We start from the raw sequence: 19,603 nt of genomic DNA, 5'->3' as shown, positions 1-19,603 counted from the left end.
AACTAACGGCACCCGGCCGGGGCTGACAAGGTGGGCTGTGGGAAGGTATGGCCGTGATGTTGACCAACTGGGCGGGAAACACCGCATTTCGGACGCAAGATGTGCACCATCCGGCCTCGCTCGACGAGCTCCAGCGGCTCGTCGCGGCCAGTTCCCGCGTGCGGGCGCTGGGGAGCGGCCACTCGTTCAACGACGTCGCGGACACCACCGGCGACCTAGTGGTGCTCGACCGGATGCCGGACGCGGTGGAGATCGACAGCGCCGCGGCCAAGGTCCGGGTGCCCGCGCGCATGACGTACGCGCGGCTCGCGCCGCTGGTGCACCAGGCCGGGTTCGCGCTGGCGAACATGGCCTCGCTGCCGCACATCTCCGTGGCGGGCTCGGTCGCGACCGGTACGCACGGCTCCGGCGACGCCGTGCCCAGCCTGGCCGCCGCCGTGTCGTCGCTCGACCTCGTCACCGCCGACGGCACGCTGCTGACGCTCTCCCGCGGCGACGCCGACTTCGCCGGCGCGGTGGTGGCGCTCGGCGCGCTCGGCATCGTCACGTCGGTGACCCTCGACCTGGTGCCCGCCTTCGAGGTGCGCCAGTACGTACGCGAGGGCCTGACCGTGGACGCGCTCGCCGACTTCGACGAGATCATGGCCGGCGGCTACAGCGTCAGCCTCTTCACCGACTGGCGCGACACCCGCGTCTGGCTCAAGCGCACGGAGGAGCTGACCAGCCCCGACTGGTACGGCACCACCGCCGCCGACGGCCCCCGCCACCCCCTGCCCGGCATGCCGGCCGAGAGCTGCACGGTCCAGCTCGGCGTGCCCGGTCCGTGGTACGAGCGGCTGCCGCACTTCCGGCACGACGCCGAGCCGAGCGGCGCGGGCAACGAGCTGCAGTCGGAGCTCATCCTGCCCAGGGAGCACGCGGTCAAGGCGCTGCGCGAGCTGTACGCGATCGGCGACCGGATCCGGCCCGTCCTGCACATCTCGGAAGTGCGCTCGATCGCGGCCGACGACCTGTGGCTCAGCCCGTTCCACGGCCGCGACAGCGTGGGCATCCACTTCACCTGGGTGAAGGACGTCGCCGGGGTGCTGCCGGTGCTGGAGCTGGTGGAGGAGACGCTGGCGCCGTTCGGGCCCAGGCCGCACTGGGGCAAGCTGTTCACCCGCTGGCCCGCGTGCCCCGACCGCTTCCGCTCCCTGGCACGGCGGCTCGACCCCGACGGCAAGTTCGCCAACGACTTCACGCGGATACTGCTGGGGGAGTAGCCTCCCGCGCGGGCTTGCGCCCCCGGATGTAGCGCGTCACCGGCCCGGCGGACGATGTGCCTGGCCTGCGCTTCGGCGATCGTTGGTGGCATGACCGATCACCCGTTCAGGTTCGGCGCGGTCGCCGGACACGCCACTGACGCCGACGCGTGGACCGGCCTGGCCCGCCGGGCGGAGAGCCTCGGCTACTCGACGCTGCTGGTGCCCGACACGCTCGGCACGCTGTCGCCCTTCGTCGCCGCCGCCGTCGCCGCGGCGGCCACCACGACCCTGCGCGTCGGCACGTTCGTGCTGAGCGCCCCCAACCGCACGCCCGAGACCGTGGCGTGGGAGACCGCCACCCTGCACACGCTGAGCGGCGGCCGCTTCGAGCTGGGCCTCGGCGCCGGGCGCCCGGACGCGGAGCGGGACGCCGCGGCGCTCGGCGTCGCGTTCGGCACGCCCAGCCAGCGCATCGAACGGCTCTCCCAGACCATCGACGCCGTCAAGGACGTGCGCGTGCTGGTCGCCGCGTCCGGGACCAGGCTGCTCAGGCTGGCCGCCCAGAAGGCCGGCACGGTGGCGCTGGGCGTGCCGCCGCACTACACGGAGGACCAGGTGGCGGCGAAGCTGGACGAGCTGTACGAGCTGGCCGGCGACCGCTTCCACGACCTGGAGCTCAGCATGAACCTCGCGGCCGCCGGCGCGGAGCCGCCCTCCTGGCTGTCCGTCCCGGCGGACGGCACCGGGGTCCTGACGGGCACGGTGGACGAGATGGCGGACACGCTCCGCAGGCGCAGGGACAGGCTGGGCGTCTCGTACGTGTCGGTGAACGCCCAGTACCTCGACGAGTTCGCCCCGGTGGTGGAGCGGCTCACCGGTACCTGACCGGAACTGACAGGTATGCCCGGCACGATGGAGCACATGTTTGCCAAGGGAACCTTCGACACCGCCGGCTGGGACGCCAAGCCGCCCTTCGAGGAGCGCGACGGCGTCTCGTTCGGGCTCGTGACCATGTCCAAGACCTTCCGCGGAGACCTGACCGGCACCAGCGTCGTGTATCTGCTGGTCGCCTCGACGGAGGTCGAGGACTCGCGCGCGTACGTGGCCATGGAGCGCATCGAGGGCACCCTGGACGGCCGCTCGGGTGCCTTCGTCGTGCAGCACAACGCGGTCAGCGACCGCGGGAAGCAGTCGCTGACCGTCACGGTCGTCCCCGACTCGGGCACCGGGGAACTGCGGGAGCTCAGGGGCGAGATGAACATCGTCATCGGCCCCGACGGCGGCCACTCCTACACCTTCGACTTCACCCTCTGAGCATGCGGGGGCGGGGACGGCGGTGCCCCGGAGGGCACCGCCGTACGTGATCAGACTCCGAACGCGTCCGCGTAGCGGATGGTCCCGGACGGCACGGGCCGGGCGGGGTCGAAGACGAGCGCCATCATGTACCTGTCCTCGACGTCGAAGGGCGGCCGGATGGCCAGGCGCGAGGCCGGGGCGAAGCCGAAGCGCGGGTAGTACTCCGCGTGACCGAGCACGAGGACCAGGTTCTCGCCCTGCTGCCGGGCGGCGTCAAGGGCGGCGCGGATGGCCGCCGAACCGGCGCCGCGACGCTGCTGCTCGGGTCGTACGGCGCACGGGCCCAGGGCGAGGGCGGGGGAGCCGTCGACGTGGCAGCGCGTGAGCAGCGCGAACCCGTCGATGACGCCGTCGGGCCGCTGCGCGATCCACGACAGGCCGGGCAGCCAGGCCGCCGGGTCGGTGCGCAGCGCCTCGACCAGGTCGGCCTCGTGCGCGGTCGGGAAGGCGGCGAGGTTGACCTCCCGGATCTGGTCACGGTCGGCGTCGGTCTCGGGACGGGTGAGCCAAGCGGTGGTCATGATGGAGTCCTTTTCCACGGTCATCGGGGAGGCGTCGGGGCTCGGGCGGCTGGGCGCGTTCACAGCTGCCGGTCCCGGAACTTGTAGGTGGCGCGGAGATGGCTGCTGATGGATTTCTGCCGGTTGACGCGCTCGTCGCGCAGCCGGGCGTCGGTGCGTGCGGCCTGCCAGGCGGTCTCGCGCTGGAGCTTGCGGTAGCTGGCCAGGCGGCGTTCGGCCAGGTCACCTGCCTGGATGGCGGCTTGGACCGCGCAGCCGGGCTCGCTCTCGTGGGCGCAGTCGCCGAAGCGGCAGCTCTCCGCGAGCCGTTCGATCTCGGCGAAGACCTGCTCCAGGCCGTCGGCGGCGTCATGGAGGCTGATCGCGCGCAGGCCCGGGGTGTCGATGAGCACACCGCCGCCGGGCAGCGGGACCAGTTCGCGGCGGACGGTGGTGTGCCGGCCCTTGCCGTCCTGTTCCCGTACCGTGCCGGTGGCCAGCAGTTCCTCGCCCAGCAGGGCGTTGCCGAGCGTGGACTTGCCCGCCCCGGAGGGCCCGAGCAGGACCGTGGTGCCGTCCCGCAGCAGCGCGGTCAGCACGTCGAGGTTGTGACCGCCGGTCGCGCTGGTGACCACGATGCCGACGCCGGGTGCGAGCGCGCCGACCTCGGCGTGCGCGGCCATGGCGTCGGCCGCCAGATCGGCCTTGGTCAGGGCGATCAGCGGCTGCGCGCCGCTGCTCCAGGCCAGGGCGAGGAAGCGCTCCAGCCGTGCGGCGTTCAGCGGGGCGGCCAGGGAGAGCGCGACGACGACGGTGTCGACGTTGGCGGCCAGCACCTGCCCGTGGGAGGTACGTGACGCAGAAGAGCGCACGATCGCGCCGCGCCGCGGGAGCAGAGCCACCAGTTCGGGGTCCCGGCCGGGGCGCAGCGCCGCCCAGTCGCCGGTGCACGGCGCGGCCAGGGGGTCGGCGTCATGCGGCGCCGGTATGGCGGCCCGGACGGGGCCGTGCTCGATGATCGCGTCACACGAGCCACGATGCACGCGCACGATCCGGGCGGGCACCAGGCCGGCCGTGCGGTGGCCGGCGAAGACGTCGTCGAGTGCCGGCGTCCAGCCGTACCGGGACAGGCCGGCGGGAACGGAGGAATCCGTGAAGGAAGGTTTCAACGTGAGACACCTTGCGGGAAGGGACCCCGGCAGGACTCAGGCGTCACCCGTCCCGTGAGCCGGGCGGCTCATGGCAGGAGGGCAGAAGTGGGTCAGACCGGGGCCCGGGACGTGAGGATTGTCCGGGCGCTGCGCAGGGCAGCGGTCTTCACCGCGGTCATCAAACCTCACCTCCCTCTCTCATCCCGTATCCGACATCGATGATCGACACCATAGCACCAGAATGCCCGGCGCAAAAACGGCGGCGCCCTGATGGACACCGCCGTTGAGTGCGACTCGTGTGGAGCTATGGGGATTCGAACCCCAGACCTCCTCCATGCCATGGAGGCGCGCTACCAACTGCGCTATAGCCCCTTGCTGCCTGTACGAGTGTAGCCGACTTCGTGACCCCCGAAGCACACCTTAAAAACCTTGCATACGGAGAGTAAAATCTTGCTACTCTCCGTGTCGTGATCAGCTTCCATCCTGTACCTCTGACCTCGCATTGCGCCCAGATCCTCGACGAGCGCGAGCACGCCCTCATCGGCGTCAGCGCCCTCAACGGCTACTTCACTCCTTTGGCCATCAGGCATCTGCTCGACTGGGCGACCCGGACGTTCGCGCGGGTCGACGTCCTCGTGCCCGGTGTCGAGCTGGCCGGGACGCTGGTCGCGAGGGGATACCCGGCCGCCAAGGCGGGGGCCAAGGCGAGGGCGGCCGCCAACAACACCCGCAACCGGGTGATCCGGGCGCTCGACGCCATCGACGCCCCGAACGCCGCCGTGTTCGACTGGAACGAACTGGCCCCCAATCGTGCTTACGGCGAGGCGCGAACGGAGCTGGAGCGCCTGTTCGCCACGCATCCGGCCTTCAGGCAGCACTGCATGGACGCGGTACGGCCCGTCGTCGGTGTGCCGGAGCTCTCGCGCGCGCAGGCCGAGCAGGCCCTGCCCTTCCTCCTGGCCGAGCTGCCCCTCGTCATCGACACCCCGTCGATCCTCGGCACGGGCTCGTCGGTGTTCTGCTATCCCCGGCCGATGCCGATGGTCGACCTGCTCTACGCGGGCATGCTCCCGGTTCATCCCGGCCCCACGCAGGGATTCGTGTCCACCGCATTGACACCGGCTGCCCGGCCTGCGCAGTATCTATGTAACGCTCTGTGAAAACGAAATCACCAAAGGTGCCCCCCATGGATGCACGTGCCCGAAATGCTGGACATGCGTTCGACACAAGCGACATGGATCACGACGGCTACCTCGATCATCGAGACATGATCGTGGTCGCCACCGCCCTCTGCGAGCGGCTGGGGCTCTCCGAACGGGGCAGCCGGCTGGTCAAGGACGCCTACGAGCAGGTCTGGCAGTATGCCGTGCACCACATCGGCACCGACGCCGACGGCCGCATCAGCAGGGAGTCCTACATCGCCTACGCGCTCGCCCCCGAGCGCGACCGGACGGAGTTCGTGGCCAACGTGGTCTGGCCGATCACCGACGCCCTCTGGGACGCGGTCGACGGCGACGGCGACGAGAGGCTCGACCGGGCCGAATACCTGCGCCTGTGGGCGGCGTACGACGTGGCGGCGGAGGCGTCGCGGGAGTCGTTCGAGCGGTTGCGCGGCAACAGGGTCGCGCACGTGTCGAAGACCGGGTTCGCCCAGGCGATGTACGACTACTACTACCGCTCCGCCTCTGCCGCCCCCATACTCGGCGACGACTAGAAACGCTCACCCCACCGAGCCGGCCTTGCCGATGAGCGTGACCAGCTCCGACACCATCGGGTCCTCCGACGCCGCCGCCAGCCGCGTGGCCTGCTTCCCGAGCGCGGGCAGATCCATGCCGAACGCCTTGCGATCCCGCAGGTAGACCGCGAACGCGGCGACCACCACGTCAACCTGGAGCCGCATCGGCGCCTTGTCCCACACCGACGTGGCCAGCTCGTCGGCCCGCAGCGACTTGCTCGCCTCCGAGGCGGTCCGGGTGTCGGGATCCTGCCAGCGTACGGTGGCCTGGGCGAGCTGCCCCTCGGCGCCCGGCTTGAGGCGTAGCGAGTAGAGAGCCGTGACCGAGTGGCCGGGGCCGATCTCGCCGCCGTCGCGGCTGTCGTCGCGGAACTCCTCCGTGGACAGCGCGCGGTTCTCGTAGCCGATGAGCTGGTAGCTCTCCACCACCGACGGGTTGAAGACGACCTGCGCCTTGGCGTCGCGCGCCCGCAGCTCGATGGTCGCGGGGAGCTGCGTGGCGAAGATCTTGTCGGCCTCTTCCTGGGTGCTGACGTACACGGCCATGCCGTCGCCGTTGTCGGCGAGCTGCTCCATCAGCTCGTCGCCATAGTCGCGGCCGACGCCGACGGTGAGCAGCGTGACCTGCTTGGCGGCGTACTCCTTGACCCGGTCGAGGATGGTCTGCCACTCGGTGCTGCCCTGGTTGGCCAGGCCGTCGGAGAGCAGGATGACCCGGTTCGTGGCGGCGGGGCGGAACGCCTTGGACGCCTCCTGGAAGCCGGTGACCAGCCCCGCCTCAAGGTTCGTGCCGCCATTGACGGTCAGCTCGTCCACCGCGTCGCGCAGTTCTTCCCTGGCGGTCAGCGGGGTCATCGACGCCAGCACCTCTGCCTCGTCGCTGAACGACACGATCGACACCTGGTCGCCGGGCGCGAGCTGGTCGAGCAGCTTGAGCAGGGCCGACTTGACGAGGTCCAGGCGGCCGGGCTCGGCCATCGAGCCGGAGACGTCCACGACGAACGTGAGGTTGGCGGGCCGCCGCTCGGCCGACTCCGACCTGCGCGTCTGCAGGCCGACGCGCAGGACCGCCTCGTCGCGCGGCGGCAGCTTCGCGCCGTCCACGTGCACGGCGAACCCGTCGTCCTGCGGCTGCGCGTAGTCCTGCCGGAAGGCGTTGACCCACTCCTCGGGGCGGATCTCGCCGGGCGCGGGCCAGCGGCCCTCCTGGAGGGCACGGCGGGCGTAGCCGTACGAGGCGGTGTCCACGTCCAGGGCGAACGTGGAGATCTGGGCCGTGGTCGTGTCCTGCTCGGCGTTCTCCTGCTGGGTGGGGGCCTGGGAAGGGTGTGCGGGTTGTTGGTTGGCGCTGGCCGGCTTGGGCGCCCGCTCATCGCTCGTCGAGCCGCCGGAGCCGCCGCACGCGGCCAGTGCCAGCAGCGCAACAAGCCCGGCACCCGCCGCTAAGGGGCGAATTTTCATTGCAACCACCTCCATGCCGTACGACGGAGCTCGATCTCCGATGGCCGGGCCGGTGACGTAAGCGAGCGCAAACCGCGACCGAGACGTGATCGCTTGTGACGGGTGATGTAGGTGAGATCACGGTTTCCCGGCCGGATCCGGCCGGATGAGCCCGAGTGCCGCGTTCTCGACGCGTATGCGTACGGTGAGCAGCACCGCGTTGGCGGCGGTGAAGGCCAGCGCGGTGAGCCAGGCGGTGTGCACGAGCGGCAGCGCGAGGCCCTCGGCGACGACGGCCACGTAGTTGGGGTGGCGCAACCACCGGTAGGGCCCGCCGCGCACGAGCGGCAGACCCGGCACCACGACGACCCGGGTGTTCCACTGCCTGCCCAGCGTGCCGATGCACCACCAGCGCAGTCCCTGGGCGAGCAGGACCGCCGCCAGCATGGGCCAGCCCAGCAGCGGGATAAACGGGCGGCCCAGCAGCCAGACCTCGGCGGGCGCCGCCGCCAGGAGCACGATGTGGGCGAGGACGATCCAGGCGTAGTGCCGCCTGCCGTGCTCGACGCCGCCCCTGGACCTGGCCCAGGCCAGGTTGCGGCGGGCCACCACCAGCTCGGCCAGCCGTTCCAGCACGACCAGGCCGATGAGGACGAGGTACGCGCTCACCAGTGCAGGAGCAGCAGCTCGGCGGAGAAGCCCGGCCCCAGGGCGAGGAGCACGGCGGGAGCGCCCGGCCGGCCCCGGGTCTCCTGGAGCACGTGGAGCACCGAGACCGAGGACAGGTTGCCGTGCTCGCGCAGCGACCGCCAGGTCACCTCGAGCGCCTTGGGCGGCAGGCCGAGGGTCTGCGCGATCTTCTCGATGACCTTGGGGCCGCCGGGATGGCAGACCCAGGTGGCGACCTGCTCGGGGGTCAGTCCGTAGTCCGCCAGGAACACCTTGATGTCACCGGCCAGCACCTGCTCCACGAACCCGGTCAGGTCCGGGTCGAGCACGATGCGGAAGCCGTGCTCCCCGACCTCCCAGCCCATGAGGTGCTCGGTGCCGGGATAGAGCCTGCTGCGGGTGGCGACGACCTCGGGTCCCTCGCCGCGCCCGGTCGCGACGACGGCCGCCGCGCCGTCGCCGAACAGGCCGCTGGCCACCAGATTGGCGATCGAGGTGTCGTCCCGCTGGATCGTCAGCGAGCACAGCTCCACGCACACCAGCACCGCGACGTGGTCGGGCCAGCCGCGCAGGTAGTCGTGCAGGCGTGACAGCCCCGACGCGCCGGCCGCGCAGCCCAGGCCGAACACGGGCACCCGCTTGACGTCGGGCCGCAGCCCCACCCGCTGGGCCAGCCTGGCGTCCAGGGAGGGCGTCGCGACGCCGGTGGTCGAGCAGAACAGCAGGTGATCGACTTTCTCGGGGCGGATGCCGGCCTTGCGCAGCGCGCCTCTCAGGGCCTGCTCGCCGAGCTCCAGAGCGACTTCAAGGTAGGTGTCGTTGGCGCGCGCGAAGGAGTCGAGCTTGGTGTAGTCGGCCAGCGGGAGCGCGAGATTGCGGCCCGCCACCCCGGTCGCCGCGTGGAAACGTCGCAGCAGGTCCTCATCACAATCGGTCAGCCGGGAGAACGCCTCGGTGATCTCCGCCTGCGTGTAACGGTGATCAGGCAAAACACTCTGTACTCCCGATATGTGCATGCCTCTCTCCTGCCGCTGAGAGACCGCGGCTAACATGCACCCGGTCGGTCTAGCGGTGCGTGAGCCTCCAGAGGGAGGTCAGCTCGGCGGCGCGAGCGGCGTGCAGCGGATCCTGCTCGTCCTTCGGCCGGTTGTGCCGTGGGGGCACGTCCCGGCGCCCCGCCACGCGCAGCCCCGCCCGCTCGAACGCGGTCAGCAGGTCATCCCGGGTGCGCAGGCCGAGGCGCTCGGCCAGGTCCGACAGGATGAGCCAGCCCTCGCCGCCCGGCTCCAGATGCACGGCGAGGCCGTCGAGGAAGCCGCGCAGCATCCGCCCGCCGGGATCGTAAACCGCCTGGTCGAGGGGCGAGACCGGCTTGGCGGGAAGCCACGGCGGATTGCACACGATCAGCGGCGCCTTGCCGGGCGGGAACAGGTCGCCGCGGACGATCTCCACTCGGTCGTCCAGGCCCAGGCGGGCGATGTTCTCGCCGGCGCAGTCCACGGCCCGCTGGTCGAGGTCGGTTGCCACGACGTGCCGTACGCCCCGCTTGGCCAGCACGGCGGCGAGCACTCCCGTGCCCGTGCCGATGTCGAACGCCAGCCGGTCGTCCGGCAGCGGCGCCTGCGCGACCAGATCGACGTATTCGCCCCTGATCGGGGAGAACACGCCGTGGTGCGGGTGGATGCGGGCCTCGAGCGCCGGGACGTACACGCCTTTGCGCCGCCATTCATGGGCCCCGATCAGGCCGAGCAGCTCGCGTAGCTGGCCCACCGCGGGAGGGGCCGCGGGGCCGTACACCTCGGCGCATGCCTCGCGCACGTCCGGCGCCCTGCGCAGCGCCACCACGTGGTCTTCCGCGAACGGGATGAGCAGCATGCCCAGCGTGCGGGCGCGCTGGGACTGGGCCTGGCGGTAGAGGTGGAACCCGGCGCCGGGCGCGGCGGGCTTGCACCTGCGCCCCATGGCCGCCAGCAGCTGGCGGGCGTTGTGGAAGTCGCCCTGCCACAGCAGCGCGGTGCCCTCGCAGGCCAGCTTGTACGCGGTGTCGGCCGGCATCCGGTCGTCGGCCGTGATCACGCGCTTGGGCGGTGGCGCGCCCAGCGCGGAACGCCAGACCGCCGACCGTTCCTGCCCCGCCTCGGTCCAATGGATCATCAGAACCGACCGTTTCACGTTCCGCACCCGTGCGGCCACCGATTTTCCGGAGTTGGCGTCACCAACACCCTACGTCTCGGCGGCGTGTCATCCCGTGCGGAGCGCGTCGAGCATGAGCGTGAAGGGGCGGCGCCCGCGCCGGGTCATTCGCGGGAGGCGTTCTGGTGTGCCAGGTAGAGCTGGCCGAGGCGGTCGATGCGCCAGAGCTGGCCCACCGTGATGAGGGTGGCGCCGAAGACGGTCGGCCAGAGCTCCAGCACGATCAGCCCCCAGATGAGCAGCGCGAAGCCCGCCGAGCCGAGTGCTATGAGCAGCCGCTGCACGTGCCGGTGGTCGCCGGTGACCAGCGACCGGTCCCGCAGCCACAGCTTCTCGCCGTAGATGCCCCTGGCCGTCCAGCTGCCGGGGTGCTCGACCGCCGGGAAGACGTGCGGGTTGAGCGCCAGCCAGACCACGACCAGGCCCACCGGGACCAGCGCCCACCAGCCGATCCATTCCCGGCTCCAGATCGCCGCGATCATCAGCGGGATGGCCGCGAACCTGGTCCAGACGCTCCACGGATTGGCGTGCCGCTTCCACGCCTCGTCCGTCATGCCGGTCGCCTGGGCGTACCTCTTCAGAACACTCATGCGAGGAGTCCCCTCGCCAGCGCGTTGATGGTGACCTCGACCACCTGCTGGTGCTCCGGCCCGAACCTGTCCCGGTTGAGCACCAGCAGGCCGGCCGTGCGCAGCACGCCGACCAGCACCTCCGGCGGGGCGTCGGCGACGATGACGCCGTCGGCCTGCCCCTGGGCGAGATAGTCGAGCAGCGGCGTCAGCAGGTGAGGGGTGACGCGGGCGACCTCCTCGGCCCCGACCCTGCGCGCCACCGCCTCCAGCTCGTCGGGACGGGTGAGCAGCCGCCGGTAGAACGGGTCGGTGGTGAGCACGTCGATCAGCTCGCGCATGAGGCCGCCGAGCGCCTCGGCGCTCGGCGGCCGGTCCAGGGCGGTGGCGAGCCGCTTGCCGAGCATCGGCGCCCTGCGGATCATCACCTCCTTGTACAGCTCCTCCTTGGAGTCGAAGAAGGCGTAGAAGCTGCCCTTGGCGATGCCTGAGGCCGCGACCAGCTCGTCGAGCGAGGTCTTCTTCAGGCCCTGGGTGGCGAAGAGCTCTTCGGCGGTGTCGAGCAGGGACTCGGTGATGCGTGCCCGGTCGTCCGCCGTGAATGCCACAGCCATGTGTGTCCCTATGACTGAATCGGATATTGAGTCATAGCTTAGCACTTCCTGGCGGATCGAATCTTTGTTCGTATAATGGTGAGCATGGATCTCAATACGCGGGACCTGCCCGAGCTCTGGCGTCCGCCCATCGTGGAGCACGCCGCGGCGACGCGCTATCTGCTGGCCTGGGGTGATGACGCCGAAGGGGTGCGGTGGGGCTATCTGCTCTGGCCGCCGCGGGCGAGCGAGGGTGCCCGGTGGGTGCACTGGGAGGAGATTCACCCGGTCGCGGGGGAGGACTACAGCGCGGTGCCGGTCGCGGCGTCGTGGATTTGACCGTGCGAAGCAGTGATTCTCTGACTAAAGTCAGAGGAATGGACAGCATGACGATCGGGCAGGTCCGGCGGTTCCAGCGGACGGTGACGCAGCGGATCGGCGCGCTCAGCGACAGATACCTGGCCAGGGATCGGCCGCTCGGGCAGTCGCGGGTGCTCTGGGAGATCGGTGCGGAGGGCAGCGAGGTTCGCGCGCTGCGGGCCCGGCTCGACCTCGACTCCGGCTACCTGAGCCGGCTGCTGCGGTCGCTGGAGGCCGACGGGCTGGTCGTCGTCGACGACGCCGGCGCCGACGGCAGGGTCCGCACGGCCCGGCTCACCCAGGCGGGGCTCGCCGAGCGCGCGGAGCTGGATCGCAGGTCCGACGAGGCGGCCGCGACCATCCTGGAGCCGCTCTCCGACGCGCAGCGCGACCGCCTGGTGGCGGCCATGTCCGAGGTCGAGTGCCTGCTCGTCGCCTCCATGGTCGGAGTCGACGTCCTCGACCCGCGCCATCCCAGCGCGCGCCACTGCATGCGGAGGTACGCCGACGAGCTGGCCCACCGGTTCGAGGGCGGCTTCGACCCGGCAGGCAGCCCCGCCGCCGACGCGGGGCTGCGGCCCCCGGCCGGGATGCTGCTGGTCGCCGTGCTGCACGCCGAGCCGGTCGGGTGCGTGGCCCTGATCCTGCACCGCGACACCGCGTCCGCCAAGATCAAGCGGATGTGGGTGGACCCGGCCGTTCGCGGGCTGGGGCTCGGGCGCCGGTTGCTCGCGGAGGCAGAGGCGAAGGCGGCGGCGAACGGCATCCGCACGGTGCGGCTGGAGACCAACCGGGCACTCACGGAAGCCGTGGCTCTCTACCGCGCGAGCGGATACCAGGAGGTGGCGGCGTTCAGCGACGAACCCTACGCGCATCACTGGTTCGAGAAGCGCCTCCCTGCCGGCTCCTAGACCGGTGGGTTGAAGCGGTGGTATCCGGGCGCGGTCCAGCCGGCCGACACCGTGTTGGCCACGTGCACGTACTCGTCCAGCTCGAAGCGCACCATCCGCTGCTCCCCCCACTCCACCCAGGCCCGGCCCGTGAGCTGCAGCGTCTCCCCGCGCTCCCAGTCCACGAACAGCAGCCCGGCCGCCGGGTCCAGCTCCAGGTTCCCGAGCGTCATGTACATGGAGTTGCCCTGGTAGTCGGGGAAGGCCAGCGAGCGTGACCCCGTGACCTGCACGAACCCGGGGTTGCCGCCTCGGTGTGACGCGTCCGCCCCGAGGCCGTCGGCTCGCGTGGCGATGAAGAACGTGTCCGCCTCCGCGATCCACCTCCGGTGCCGGTCCGGCAGGGCGGTCCCGCGTCCCAGCCCCACGGGGGTGCCCGGAGCGGAGGTGGGGGAGCGGGTCTGGAGGTACTTGGGGCAGTTCGAGTAGACCTGCTCCGTCCACACCACCAGAGCCTCGCCGGCCTGTACGGCGGTGCCGTTCACGCGCATCCTGCGCCGCGTGTGCGGCTCGATGGCGAGCAGGCCGATGTCCCGCTCCCGCGCGAACAGCCCGTGAAGGGGATCGTCGGCGCCCGGCACGGCGTGCAGCACGATCGTCCGGTCGTCGAACGGTGACGCGAAACCCGCGGGCCCCGTCAGCACGCCGGCCCAGACACGGCCGCCGTCGTCGGCCGCGCCCACAACGATCATGTGCTGGTTCCGCAGGAACTCGGCCGCCACCTCGGGGATCTCCGGACGCGTCCGCGAGCTCCCGTGATCCGCCGCCCGCACTCCCGCTCGCCGCTGCACGGCGACCTCTCCCGGGTGCCTCATTAGAAGAACCCGCAGGTCGGAGCGTCAGAGGTGGGCGCGGGCCGGTCGCCGGCGCCGTCCTGGGAGAAGATCTCCAGCCGGATGCCGTCGGGATCCTCGAAGAACACGCCGCCCGACGAGGCGCCCTCGCGGTGCGGCACGACGCCGTCGTGGTGCAGGGTGGCGCCGATCTCCCTGATCACGGCCTCCGCGCGCCGTACCGCGTCGAGGTCCGCCACCTGGAACGACAGGTGGTGCAGCCCCGGCAGTGCGGTGGCGAAGCGGCCCTCGCTCTGCTGCCAGAGCGTCAGCACCAGAGTGCCGTCCTGCGTCAGGAATGCGTACCGGCGGCCGTCCTCATGCGACTCGCCTGCCACCGTGAAGCCGAAGATCCGCGTGTAGAACTCCTTGGACTTGTCGAGATCCGTGACGTTGAGCCCGACGTGCCCGGTCTGAAAGGACATCCCGCTCTCCTCTAACGCATGCATGAGTAGTTTCCCGTTAGAAGAGGAGCATATAACGGGAAGAGCGTCTTGTAAACGTTAGATTTTTCGGTGCTCCTTGTAGTGCCTGGCCGCTCGGGCGCGGTTGCCGCAGGCCGTCGAGCACCACTCCTGGCGGGGATGCTCCTTGATGAAATAGAGCACGCAGCGCGGCGCCTGGCAGGTGCGGAGCAGGGCGCGCTCCGGCCCCGCGAGGAACTCGACGGCCCCTGTGGCGAGCCGGCCGAGCAGCCTCACGCCGGGGTCGGTCTCCATGGCGGGCACGGTGGCGAGGGAGGGCTCGCCCGCCCAGCGCAGCTGGGGTGCCGTGGGCGCGGCCAGGGCGGTGGCGTTGACCAGGGCCAGCGACTCCTCGAATCCGGGCAGGCTCGACGCGTCGGCCCGGCTGGGCGGGTCCGGCGCCACGGCTCTGGCGAACAGTGCGCGTACGGACTGGCGCAGGCGCACCGTCTCCTGCCGCAGCGCCTCCGTGACGGTGAAGTCGCCCAGGTCGGCCGCGTGCGTACGCGCCCAGGCCGTCATGCCGTCCACGTCGGACAGCTTGTCGATCAGTCCGGAGCGCTCGGCCCTGATCGTGCTGACGAATTCGAGGGTCAGGGACACGCTCCCAATTTAGCCAGACGACGGCCGCCCTCCGGCTGGCCTGCGAACGCGGGCTGGAGAGGACCTGGTTCAGCGAGGGGGCTCGAGGCGGCGGCCTAGTCCGGGCGGCGGCCCACCCCGGCCAGGATGCCGCCCTTGGCGAGGTCGTACGAGCCGCCGGGGGAGGCGTCGGGCGTCCAGTCGGCCACCGGTACGACGCCCGGGCCGAGCAGGTCCAGGCCGTCGAAGAAGGAGACGATCTCGGCGTAGCCGCGTCGCGCCAGGCCGCCCGAGGTCGTGCCGGAGTAGACCTGCTGGCCGGCCGTGGCGACCTCCTCCATGTCGTTGCCCGCGTACAGGAGGTGCGACAGCACCAGATGGCCACCGGGCCTCAGGCGCTCGCGGATGCGCGCGGTGATCCGGGTGGCCTCGGCGTTGTCGGGGATGAAGTGCAGCACCGCGACCAGCAGGACGGCGTACGGCTGGGAGAGGTCGAGGTGCTCCGCGACGCGCGGGTCGTCCAGGATGGCGTCGGGGTCCTTGAGGTCGCCCTCCATCGCCAGGACGTCCGGGTCCCTGGCCAGCAGCGCGCGGGCATGGATCAGCACGATGGGGTCGTTGTCGACATAGACGACGCGGGAGCCGGGGGCGTGCCGCTGGGCCACCTGGTGCACGTTGTCCTGAGTGGGCAGGCCCGCGCCGATGTCGATGAACTGGCGCACCCCGGCCTCGGCGAGCGTGCGTACGGCGCGGCCGATGAAGCCGCGGTTGGCCAGGGCGATCTCGCGGGCGTCGTTGCCCATCCTCCGGCCGATCTCGATCATCTTCTCGGCCGCCTCGCGGTCGGCGGCGAAGTTGTCCCGGCCGCCGAGGTAGTAGTCGTACATGCGGGCGACGCTGGGCACGTTCGGGTTGATCCCGGCGGGTAAGTGGTCCGCGTCGGCCATGTGACGACCCCTTCGTTGTCGATCTTCTTGCGGCGATTGTAGGGGGAAATGTGGATTTTGCCGCAAGAAACCTCAGGTCCGGCGGAACGTGTGCCTGTACGCCAGCGGCGAGACCCCGACGGCGGCATGCAGATGCTGGCGGAGCGAGACCGCCGTCCCGAACCCCGCCTTCCTGGCCACGTCCTCCACGCCCAGGTCCGTCGTCTCCAGCAGGTGCCTGGCGTGCTGGACGCGCTGTCCGTTCAGCCACCTGGCCGGGCTCATGCCGGTCTCCTCGCGGAAGCGCCTGGTGAACGTGCGCACGCTCATCCGCGCGTGCTCGGCCAGCGCGGTCAGGTCCAGCGGGCGGTCCAGGTGGGCCAGCATCCAGTCGCGCGTGGCCGCCGTGCCGCCGCCCGCGTACGGCAGGTGCCGGTCGATGTACTGGGCCTGGCCGCCCTCCCGCCACGGCGGCATGACGCAGCGGCGGGCCGCCTTGTTGGCCACCTCGCTGCCGTGGTCGCGCCTGATCACGTGCAGGCACAGGTCCATCCCGGCCGCCACGCCGGCCGAGGTCAGCACGTCGCCGTCGTCCACGAACAGCACGTCGGGATCCAGCTTCACCTGCGGGAACAACCGGGAGAAGAGCTCGGCCTCGCGCCAGTGCGTGGTGGCCGGACGGCCGTCGAGCAGCCCGGCCGCCGCCAGCACGAACGCCCCCGTGCAGATCGACATCGTACGAGGCCGCCCTTGCAGCGCCTCGGCCAGCGCGGGGGAGATCGTGCCATACCGCATCGACCGGCCCGCGTGGATGCCGGGCACCACGACCGTGTCGGCAGTGTCGAGCACGTCGAGGTCGTGGTCGGGCAGCACGCTGAAGCCCGCCGAACAGCGGACCGGCATGCGCCCCTCCGAACAGGTCACCACCTCGTACAACTTCTCGCCGTCCGCTGTCTCGGCCACCCCGAACACCTGCCCGGGCACACCGAGGTCGATCGGGGCGAAGTGGTTGAGCGCGACGACCACGATCCGATGTGTCATGGCCTGATTCTTTCAGATATTGGCTATCCGGCCACTCGTGACCATGTAAGGGGATACAGCAGGATTGGCGCATGACGTTGAGCACCACCACCCCCACGCGTCGCGTGCACCGGGCCTGGTTCGTCGCGGCCGTCGCCTTCGTGGCGATCCTGGGCGCGGCCGGGTTCCGCGCCACCCCCGGCGTGCTGATCACCCCCCTGCGGGAGGAGTTCGGCTGGTCGGCCGGCACCATCTCGCTGGCCGTCTCGATCAACCTGGTGCTCTACGGCCTGACCGCCCCCTTCGCCGCCGCCCTGATGGACCGATTCGGCATGCGCCGGGTGGTCGCCGTCGCGCTGCTGCTGATCGCCACGGGCAGCGGCCTCACCGTCCTGATGACCGCGAGCTGGCAGCTCCTGCTGTTCTGGGGCGTGCTGGTCGGGCTCGGGACGGGCTCGATGGCGCTGGTGTTCGCCGCGACCGTGGTGGACCGCTGGTTCGTGCGGCACCGCGGGCTGGTCACCGGCGTGCTCACCGCGGCCGGAGCCACCGGTCAGCTGATCTTCCTGCCGGTCCTCGCACAGCTCGCCCAGGGGCCGGGGTGGCGCTTCGCCTCGCTGACCGTGGCCGGGGCGGCGCTGGCGGTGGTGCCGTTCGTGTGGTGGCTGCTGCGCGACCGTCCCGAGGACGTGGGCACGACGGCGCTGGGCGCGGAGCCTGACGCCGTCCGCACCCAGCCGAGCAAGGTCAACGCGGCCGTGAGGGCGGTCACCGTGCTCGCCTCCGCGGCGCGGACGCGGCCGTTCTGGCTGCTCGCGGGCGGCTTCGCGATCTGCGGGGCCAGCACGAACGGCCTGGTCGGCACCCACTTCATCCCGGCCGCGCACGACCACGGCATGGCCGAGCCCGTCGCGGCCGGCCTGCTGGCGATCATCGGGATCTTCGACATCGCGGGCACCGTCGCGTCCGGCTGGCTCAGCGACAGGGTCGACCCCAAGGTGCTGCTCGGCGTCTACTACGCGCTGCGCGGGCTCTCCCTGATGGTGCTGCCGAGCCTGTTCGGGGCCACGACCGAGCCCAGCATGCTGATCTTCATCGTGTTCTACGGGCTGGACTGGGTGGCCACCGTGCCGCCCACGGTGGCGCTGTGCCGGCGGATCTACGGGGCCGACGGGGCCGTGGTGTTCGGGTGGGTGTTCGGCTCGCACCAGGTCGGCGCCGCGTTCGCCGCCGTGGGCGCCGGGCTCACCCGCGACCACCTGGGCGCCTACGACCTCGCCTGGTACGGAGCCGGCGCTCTGTGCCTCCTGGCCGCCGGCATGTCGGTGGCCATCGGGCATGCTAGAACGCGATGAACTCCGAGAATTTCGAGCTTTATGTCCTGCCGCTGGTCATCAGGATCGAGAGGGCCGCACCCCCCCGAGCGCACCGATGCCCTGGAGGCGGCCGCCATGGCCGTGCTGAGCCTGCTGGACGACCCGGGGGAGTGGGCCGCCGAACTCCACTCCTGGCAGTCGACCGGCAAGATCCGCAAGGTGGTGCGCCGGGCCAGGGGCGCCGAGTGGCGCAGGGCGGTCGCGCGGCCCGGGCGCACCATCGAGCACCGCACGGCCGAGGTACGCGTGCACCCGCCCGTGCCGCTCGACGGCTGGCCGCGGGACCTCGCGCGGCTGCAGGTGGGCGGCACCGAGCTGAACGACACCGCCGGCCCGCCGCCCGCCGAGCCGCCGATCCTGTGGGCCAACCCCAAGCTGGCCATGTCCGCGGGCAAGGCCATGGCGCAGGCCGGGCACGCCGCCCAGCTCGCCTGGTGGGCCAGCGACGCGGCCGAGCGGGACGCCTGGCGCGCTCGCGGCCTCGCGGTCTCCGCGCGCACGGCGGCCTCCCAGGACGACTTCGACGCCATGGTCGCCGCAGGGCTGCCCGTGGTACGTGATGCCGGGTTCACGGAGATCGAGCCGGGCTCGTGCACGTTCGTGGCGGAGGCCCCCTGGCTCAAGGGGCGCGTGGCTAGATCGTGAAGACGTCCGCCAGCACGCCGCCCGCCGGGGTGATCCGTGCGGGCGACGGGCTGTCGTACACGACCATGAGCCTGCCGTCGTCCAGCCGTACCAGCCCCTCGGGATGGTCGCACCCCACGCCGTAGGGCAGCTCGACCACCGTCTCGAGTTCGTCTTCGGGGACGACTTCCTGGCGTTTGGGGCCGGGCCGCCAGCGCACGACACGTACGGGACCGTCGAGGTCCATGGTCGGCCCGGCGAGCACCAGCAACGAGTCGCCGTCCGGGCACAGGTCCCGCACGCCCAGCCCGCCGAGGTCCAGGAAGTGCTTGTGGTACGGCTCCCGCAGCCGTAGCCGTTCCTCGCCGTCGTCGTCGAGCCGCAGCTCCAGCACCACCGCCCAGCCCCGCAGCACGGGACCGCGCAGCCCGATGTAGACCTGCTCGGACACGACGGCGATGCCCTCGACGTCGAACCCGTTGTCCTTGCCGGGCAGCTCCAGGAACGGCGCCAGGTGCCGGTCGTCACGCAGGTGCGTGGTCAGGCCGTCCTTGCCCGACAGGACCGTTCCAGGTCCCGGCGTATCCTCGTGGAGCGGCAGGCGGACCAGGATGAACCGGTTCTCCTCCCTGACCACCGTGGCCAGCCGCTCGGCGGCCTTGTCTGGATCCTTCGACTTGACCTTCTTGCGCTTGAGGCTGTGCGAGCCGACCAGCCAGAGGTGGCCGTCCGCCCTGGCCAGGCCCTCGATGTCGGCCTCCTCCGCGGGGCCCGCGGGAAGACTGACGTAGTCGGCCAGGCGGAACGTGCGCTGGGCGCCGTAGTGGTCGCCCGTCCACGTCAGATGCTCGAAGGTGGCGGTCTCGTCGCCGGCCACCCAGAGGCCCGTTGAGCTCTGCCGGATCGCCGAGAGGTTCGTGTGGGTCTGGGACGCTCGCGAGGCGTGGTCGAATCGCAGCTCAACCTGTTGCACGAAGCCATGATTGCACTTCGGTTGCTTCTAGGACGCGATGGCGGG

At 71.2% G+C, this 19,603-nt stretch carries 23 protein-coding genes and 1 tRNA gene; 9 read left to right on the top strand and 15 right to left on the bottom strand.

Translation table 11 applies throughout. The annotated features are described in order from the left end of the window. Positions 1–47 precede the first annotated feature (47 nt). The 3 genes from ABN273_RS27130 (at position 48) to ABN273_RS27120 (ending at position 2,558) form a co-directional block, all read left to right on the top strand. Positions 48–1,262 carry an FAD-binding protein gene (locus tag ABN273_RS27130; protein WP_502911140.1) on the top strand — a complete coding sequence of 405 codons (1,215 nt, stop codon included), beginning with the start codon at positions 48–50 and terminating at the stop codon, positions 1,260–1,262. Between the two features lie 90 nt (positions 1,263–1,352). After that, a complete protein-coding gene (locus ABN273_RS27125; RefSeq protein WP_349451843.1) occupies positions 1,353–2,129 on the top strand; it encodes an LLM class flavin-dependent oxidoreductase in 777 nt (258 codons plus the stop codon). Positions 2,130–2,165: 36 nt separating this feature from the next. Further along, positions 2,166–2,558: a DUF3224 domain-containing protein gene (locus tag ABN273_RS27120; protein WP_349451842.1), complete on the top strand. Its 393-nt coding sequence runs from the start codon at positions 2,166–2,168 to the stop codon at positions 2,556–2,558. 50 nt (positions 2,559–2,608) lie between these two features. Here the strand turns inward: ABN273_RS27120 and ABN273_RS27115 are convergent, their stop codons facing one another. From ABN273_RS27115 to ABN273_RS27105, 3 genes are all read right to left on the bottom strand, one after another. Continuing rightward, positions 2,609–3,121 carry a GNAT family N-acetyltransferase gene (locus tag ABN273_RS27115; RefSeq protein ID WP_349451841.1) on the bottom strand — a complete coding sequence of 171 codons (513 nt, stop codon included), beginning with the start codon at positions 3,119–3,121 and terminating at the stop codon, positions 2,609–2,611. 59 nt (positions 3,122–3,180) lie between these two features. After that, entirely contained in the window at positions 3,181–4,269 is a 1,089-nt protein-coding gene (gene rsgA / locus ABN273_RS27110; RefSeq protein ID WP_349451840.1) for a ribosome small subunit-dependent GTPase A, read from the bottom strand. Positions 4,270–4,550: 281 nt separating this feature from the next. Further along, positions 4,551–4,623: transfer RNA gene (locus tag ABN273_RS27105), tRNA-Ala, on the bottom strand. Positions 4,624–4,718: 95 nt separating this feature from the next. On the opposite strand from ABN273_RS27105, the gene ABN273_RS27100 reads away from it, so the two are divergent. Further along, positions 4,719–5,411, top strand: coding sequence for a tRNA-dependent cyclodipeptide synthase (locus tag ABN273_RS27100; RefSeq protein WP_349451839.1), 693 nt, complete (start codon positions 4,719–4,721; stop codon positions 5,409–5,411). A gap of 26 nt (positions 5,412–5,437) precedes the next feature. Continuing rightward, entirely contained in the window at positions 5,438–5,965 is a 528-nt protein-coding gene (locus ABN273_RS27095; protein ID WP_349451838.1) for an EF-hand domain-containing protein, read from the top strand. A gap of 6 nt (positions 5,966–5,971) precedes the next feature. Here the strand turns inward: ABN273_RS27095 and ABN273_RS27090 are convergent, their stop codons facing one another. From ABN273_RS27090 to ABN273_RS27065, 6 genes are all read right to left on the bottom strand, one after another. Beyond that, complete coding sequence (locus ABN273_RS27090) at positions 5,972–7,447, bottom strand: vWA domain-containing protein (protein WP_349451837.1); 1,476 nt, start codon at positions 7,445–7,447, stop codon at positions 5,972–5,974. Between the two features lie 117 nt (positions 7,448–7,564). Continuing rightward, a complete protein-coding gene (locus tag ABN273_RS27085; RefSeq protein ID WP_349451836.1) occupies positions 7,565–8,095 on the bottom strand; it encodes an isoprenylcysteine carboxyl methyltransferase family protein in 531 nt (176 codons plus the stop codon). Beyond that, positions 8,092–9,111, bottom strand: coding sequence for a type III polyketide synthase (locus ABN273_RS27080; RefSeq protein ID WP_349451835.1), 1,020 nt, complete (start codon positions 9,109–9,111; stop codon positions 8,092–8,094). Before ABN273_RS27080 ends, ABN273_RS27085 begins: the two co-directional genes overlap by 4 nt. A gap of 49 nt (positions 9,112–9,160) precedes the next feature. Beyond that, positions 9,161–10,249, bottom strand: a complete 1,089-nt coding sequence (locus ABN273_RS27075) for a methyltransferase (protein ID WP_349451834.1) — start codon at positions 10,247–10,249, stop codon at positions 9,161–9,163. Positions 10,250–10,392: 143 nt separating this feature from the next. Further along, positions 10,393–10,878, bottom strand: a complete 486-nt coding sequence (locus ABN273_RS27070; RefSeq protein WP_349451833.1) for a DUF6653 family protein — start codon at positions 10,876–10,878, stop codon at positions 10,393–10,395. After that, positions 10,875–11,471, bottom strand: coding sequence for a TetR/AcrR family transcriptional regulator (locus ABN273_RS27065; RefSeq protein ID WP_349451832.1), 597 nt, complete (start codon positions 11,469–11,471; stop codon positions 10,875–10,877). Before ABN273_RS27065 ends, ABN273_RS27070 begins: the two co-directional genes overlap by 4 nt. A gap of 84 nt (positions 11,472–11,555) precedes the next feature. Here ABN273_RS27065 and ABN273_RS27060 point away from each other — a divergent pair, with 84 nt between their 5' ends. Both ABN273_RS27060 and ABN273_RS27055 read left to right on the top strand, forming a co-directional pair. Then, entirely contained in the window at positions 11,556–11,789 is a 234-nt protein-coding gene (locus ABN273_RS27060) for a hypothetical protein (protein WP_349451831.1), read from the top strand. Positions 11,790–11,827: 38 nt separating this feature from the next. Continuing rightward, positions 11,828–12,721 carry a GNAT family N-acetyltransferase gene (locus ABN273_RS27055; RefSeq protein ID WP_349451830.1) on the top strand — a complete coding sequence of 298 codons (894 nt, stop codon included), beginning with the start codon at positions 11,828–11,830 and terminating at the stop codon, positions 12,719–12,721. Here the strand turns inward: ABN273_RS27055 and ABN273_RS27050 are convergent. The 5 genes from ABN273_RS27050 to ABN273_RS27030 all read right to left on the bottom strand — a co-directional run bounded on the left by ABN273_RS27050 (position 12,718) and on the right by ABN273_RS27030 (position 16,606). Then, the gene (locus tag ABN273_RS27050; protein WP_349451829.1) at positions 12,718–13,575 is read right to left on the bottom strand and encodes a pyridoxamine 5'-phosphate oxidase family protein; all 858 of its coding nucleotides are present in this window, start codon (positions 13,573–13,575) and stop codon (positions 12,718–12,720) included. The genes ABN273_RS27055 and ABN273_RS27050 overlap by 4 nt on opposite strands. After that, on the bottom strand, positions 13,575–14,018 hold the full coding sequence (locus tag ABN273_RS27045; protein ID WP_349451828.1) for a VOC family protein: 444 nt from the start codon (positions 14,016–14,018) through the stop codon (positions 13,575–13,577). The genes ABN273_RS27050 and ABN273_RS27045 overlap by 1 nt, the downstream gene beginning before the upstream one ends. A 78-nt stretch (positions 14,019–14,096) precedes the next feature. Beyond that, positions 14,097–14,660 (bottom strand): CGNR zinc finger domain-containing protein, encoded by a 564-nt coding sequence (locus ABN273_RS27040; RefSeq protein WP_349451827.1) that lies wholly within the window; start codon positions 14,658–14,660, stop codon positions 14,097–14,099. A gap of 95 nt (positions 14,661–14,755) precedes the next feature. Further along, the gene (locus ABN273_RS27035; RefSeq protein WP_349451826.1) at positions 14,756–15,586 is read right to left on the bottom strand and encodes an SAM-dependent methyltransferase; all 831 of its coding nucleotides are present in this window, start codon (positions 15,584–15,586) and stop codon (positions 14,756–14,758) included. Positions 15,587–15,658: 72 nt separating this feature from the next. After that, positions 15,659–16,606, bottom strand: coding sequence for a GlxA family transcriptional regulator (locus tag ABN273_RS27030; RefSeq protein ID WP_349451825.1), 948 nt, complete (start codon positions 16,604–16,606; stop codon positions 15,659–15,661). 71 nt (positions 16,607–16,677) lie between these two features. Here ABN273_RS27030 and ABN273_RS27025 point away from each other — a divergent pair, with 71 nt between their 5' ends. Both ABN273_RS27025 and ABN273_RS27020 read left to right on the top strand, forming a co-directional pair. Further along, positions 16,678–17,940: an MFS transporter gene (locus tag ABN273_RS27025; RefSeq protein ID WP_349451823.1), complete on the top strand. Its 1,263-nt coding sequence runs from the start codon at positions 16,678–16,680 to the stop codon at positions 17,938–17,940. Positions 17,941–18,036: 96 nt separating this feature from the next. Then, the gene (locus ABN273_RS27020; RefSeq protein WP_349451822.1) at positions 18,037–18,606 is read left to right on the top strand and encodes a peptidyl-tRNA hydrolase; all 570 of its coding nucleotides are present in this window, start codon (positions 18,037–18,039) and stop codon (positions 18,604–18,606) included. On the opposite strand, the gene ABN273_RS27015 is transcribed toward ABN273_RS27020, so the two are convergent. Beyond that, entirely contained in the window at positions 18,596–19,558 is a 963-nt protein-coding gene (locus ABN273_RS27015) for a DUF3616 domain-containing protein (RefSeq protein ID WP_349451820.1), read from the bottom strand. The genes ABN273_RS27020 and ABN273_RS27015 overlap by 11 nt on opposite strands. Positions 19,559–19,603 lie beyond the last annotated feature (45 nt).

Source organism: Nonomuraea sp. B19D2 (genome assembly GCF_040137845.1).
Taxonomy (GTDB): Bacteria; Actinomycetota; Actinomycetes; order Streptosporangiales; family Streptosporangiaceae; genus Nonomuraea.
Note: the sequence above shows the minus strand (reverse complement) of the source record. Positions and strands in the feature narration are given on the sequence as shown.

What these genes read in the sequence shown, in the direction of transcription:
- ABN273_RS27130 (WP_502911140.1), top strand. Translation starts at nt 48, where the DNA reads ATGGCCGTGATGTTGACCAACTGGGCGGGAAACACCGCATTTCGGACG.
- ABN273_RS27125 (WP_349451843.1), top strand. Translation starts at nt 1,353, where the DNA reads ATGACCGATCACCCGTTCAGGTTCGGCGCGGTCGCCGGACACGCCACT.
- ABN273_RS27120 (WP_349451842.1), top strand. Translation starts at nt 2,166, where the DNA reads ATGTTTGCCAAGGGAACCTTCGACACCGCCGGCTGGGACGCCAAGCCG.
- ABN273_RS27115 (WP_349451841.1), bottom strand. Translation starts at nt 3,121, where the DNA reads ATGACCACCGCTTGGCTCACCCGTCCCGAGACCGACGCCGACCGTGAC.
- ABN273_RS27095 (WP_349451838.1), top strand. Translation starts at nt 5,438, where the DNA reads ATGGATGCACGTGCCCGAAATGCTGGACATGCGTTCGACACAAGCGAC.
- ABN273_RS27090 (WP_349451837.1), bottom strand. Translation starts at nt 7,447, where the DNA reads ATGAAAATTCGCCCCTTAGCGGCGGGTGCCGGGCTTGTTGCGCTGCTG.
- ABN273_RS27080 (WP_349451835.1), bottom strand. Translation starts at nt 9,111, where the DNA reads ATGCACATATCGGGAGTACAGAGTGTTTTGCCTGATCACCGTTACACG.
- ABN273_RS27075 (WP_349451834.1), bottom strand. Translation starts at nt 10,249, where the DNA reads ATGATCCATTGGACCGAGGCGGGGCAGGAACGGTCGGCGGTCTGGCGT.
- ABN273_RS27070 (WP_349451833.1), bottom strand. Translation starts at nt 10,878, where the DNA reads ATGAGTGTTCTGAAGAGGTACGCCCAGGCGACCGGCATGACGGACGAG.
- ABN273_RS27065 (WP_349451832.1), bottom strand. Translation starts at nt 11,471, where the DNA reads ATGGCTGTGGCATTCACGGCGGACGACCGGGCACGCATCACCGAGTCC.
- ABN273_RS27060 (WP_349451831.1), top strand. Translation starts at nt 11,556, where the DNA reads ATGGATCTCAATACGCGGGACCTGCCCGAGCTCTGGCGTCCGCCCATC.
- ABN273_RS27055 (WP_349451830.1), top strand. Translation starts at nt 11,828, where the DNA reads ATGGACAGCATGACGATCGGGCAGGTCCGGCGGTTCCAGCGGACGGTG.
- ABN273_RS27050 (WP_349451829.1), bottom strand. Translation starts at nt 13,575, where the DNA reads ATGAGGCACCCGGGAGAGGTCGCCGTGCAGCGGCGAGCGGGAGTGCGG.
- ABN273_RS27045 (WP_349451828.1), bottom strand. Translation starts at nt 14,018, where the DNA reads ATGTCCTTTCAGACCGGGCACGTCGGGCTCAACGTCACGGATCTCGAC.
- ABN273_RS27035 (WP_349451826.1), bottom strand. Translation starts at nt 15,586, where the DNA reads ATGGCCGACGCGGACCACTTACCCGCCGGGATCAACCCGAACGTGCCC.
- ABN273_RS27030 (WP_349451825.1), bottom strand. Translation starts at nt 16,606, where the DNA reads ATGACACATCGGATCGTGGTCGTCGCGCTCAACCACTTCGCCCCGATC.
- ABN273_RS27025 (WP_349451823.1), top strand. Translation starts at nt 16,678, where the DNA reads ATGACGTTGAGCACCACCACCCCCACGCGTCGCGTGCACCGGGCCTGG.
- ABN273_RS27020 (WP_349451822.1), top strand. Translation starts at nt 18,037, where the DNA reads ATGGCCGTGCTGAGCCTGCTGGACGACCCGGGGGAGTGGGCCGCCGAA.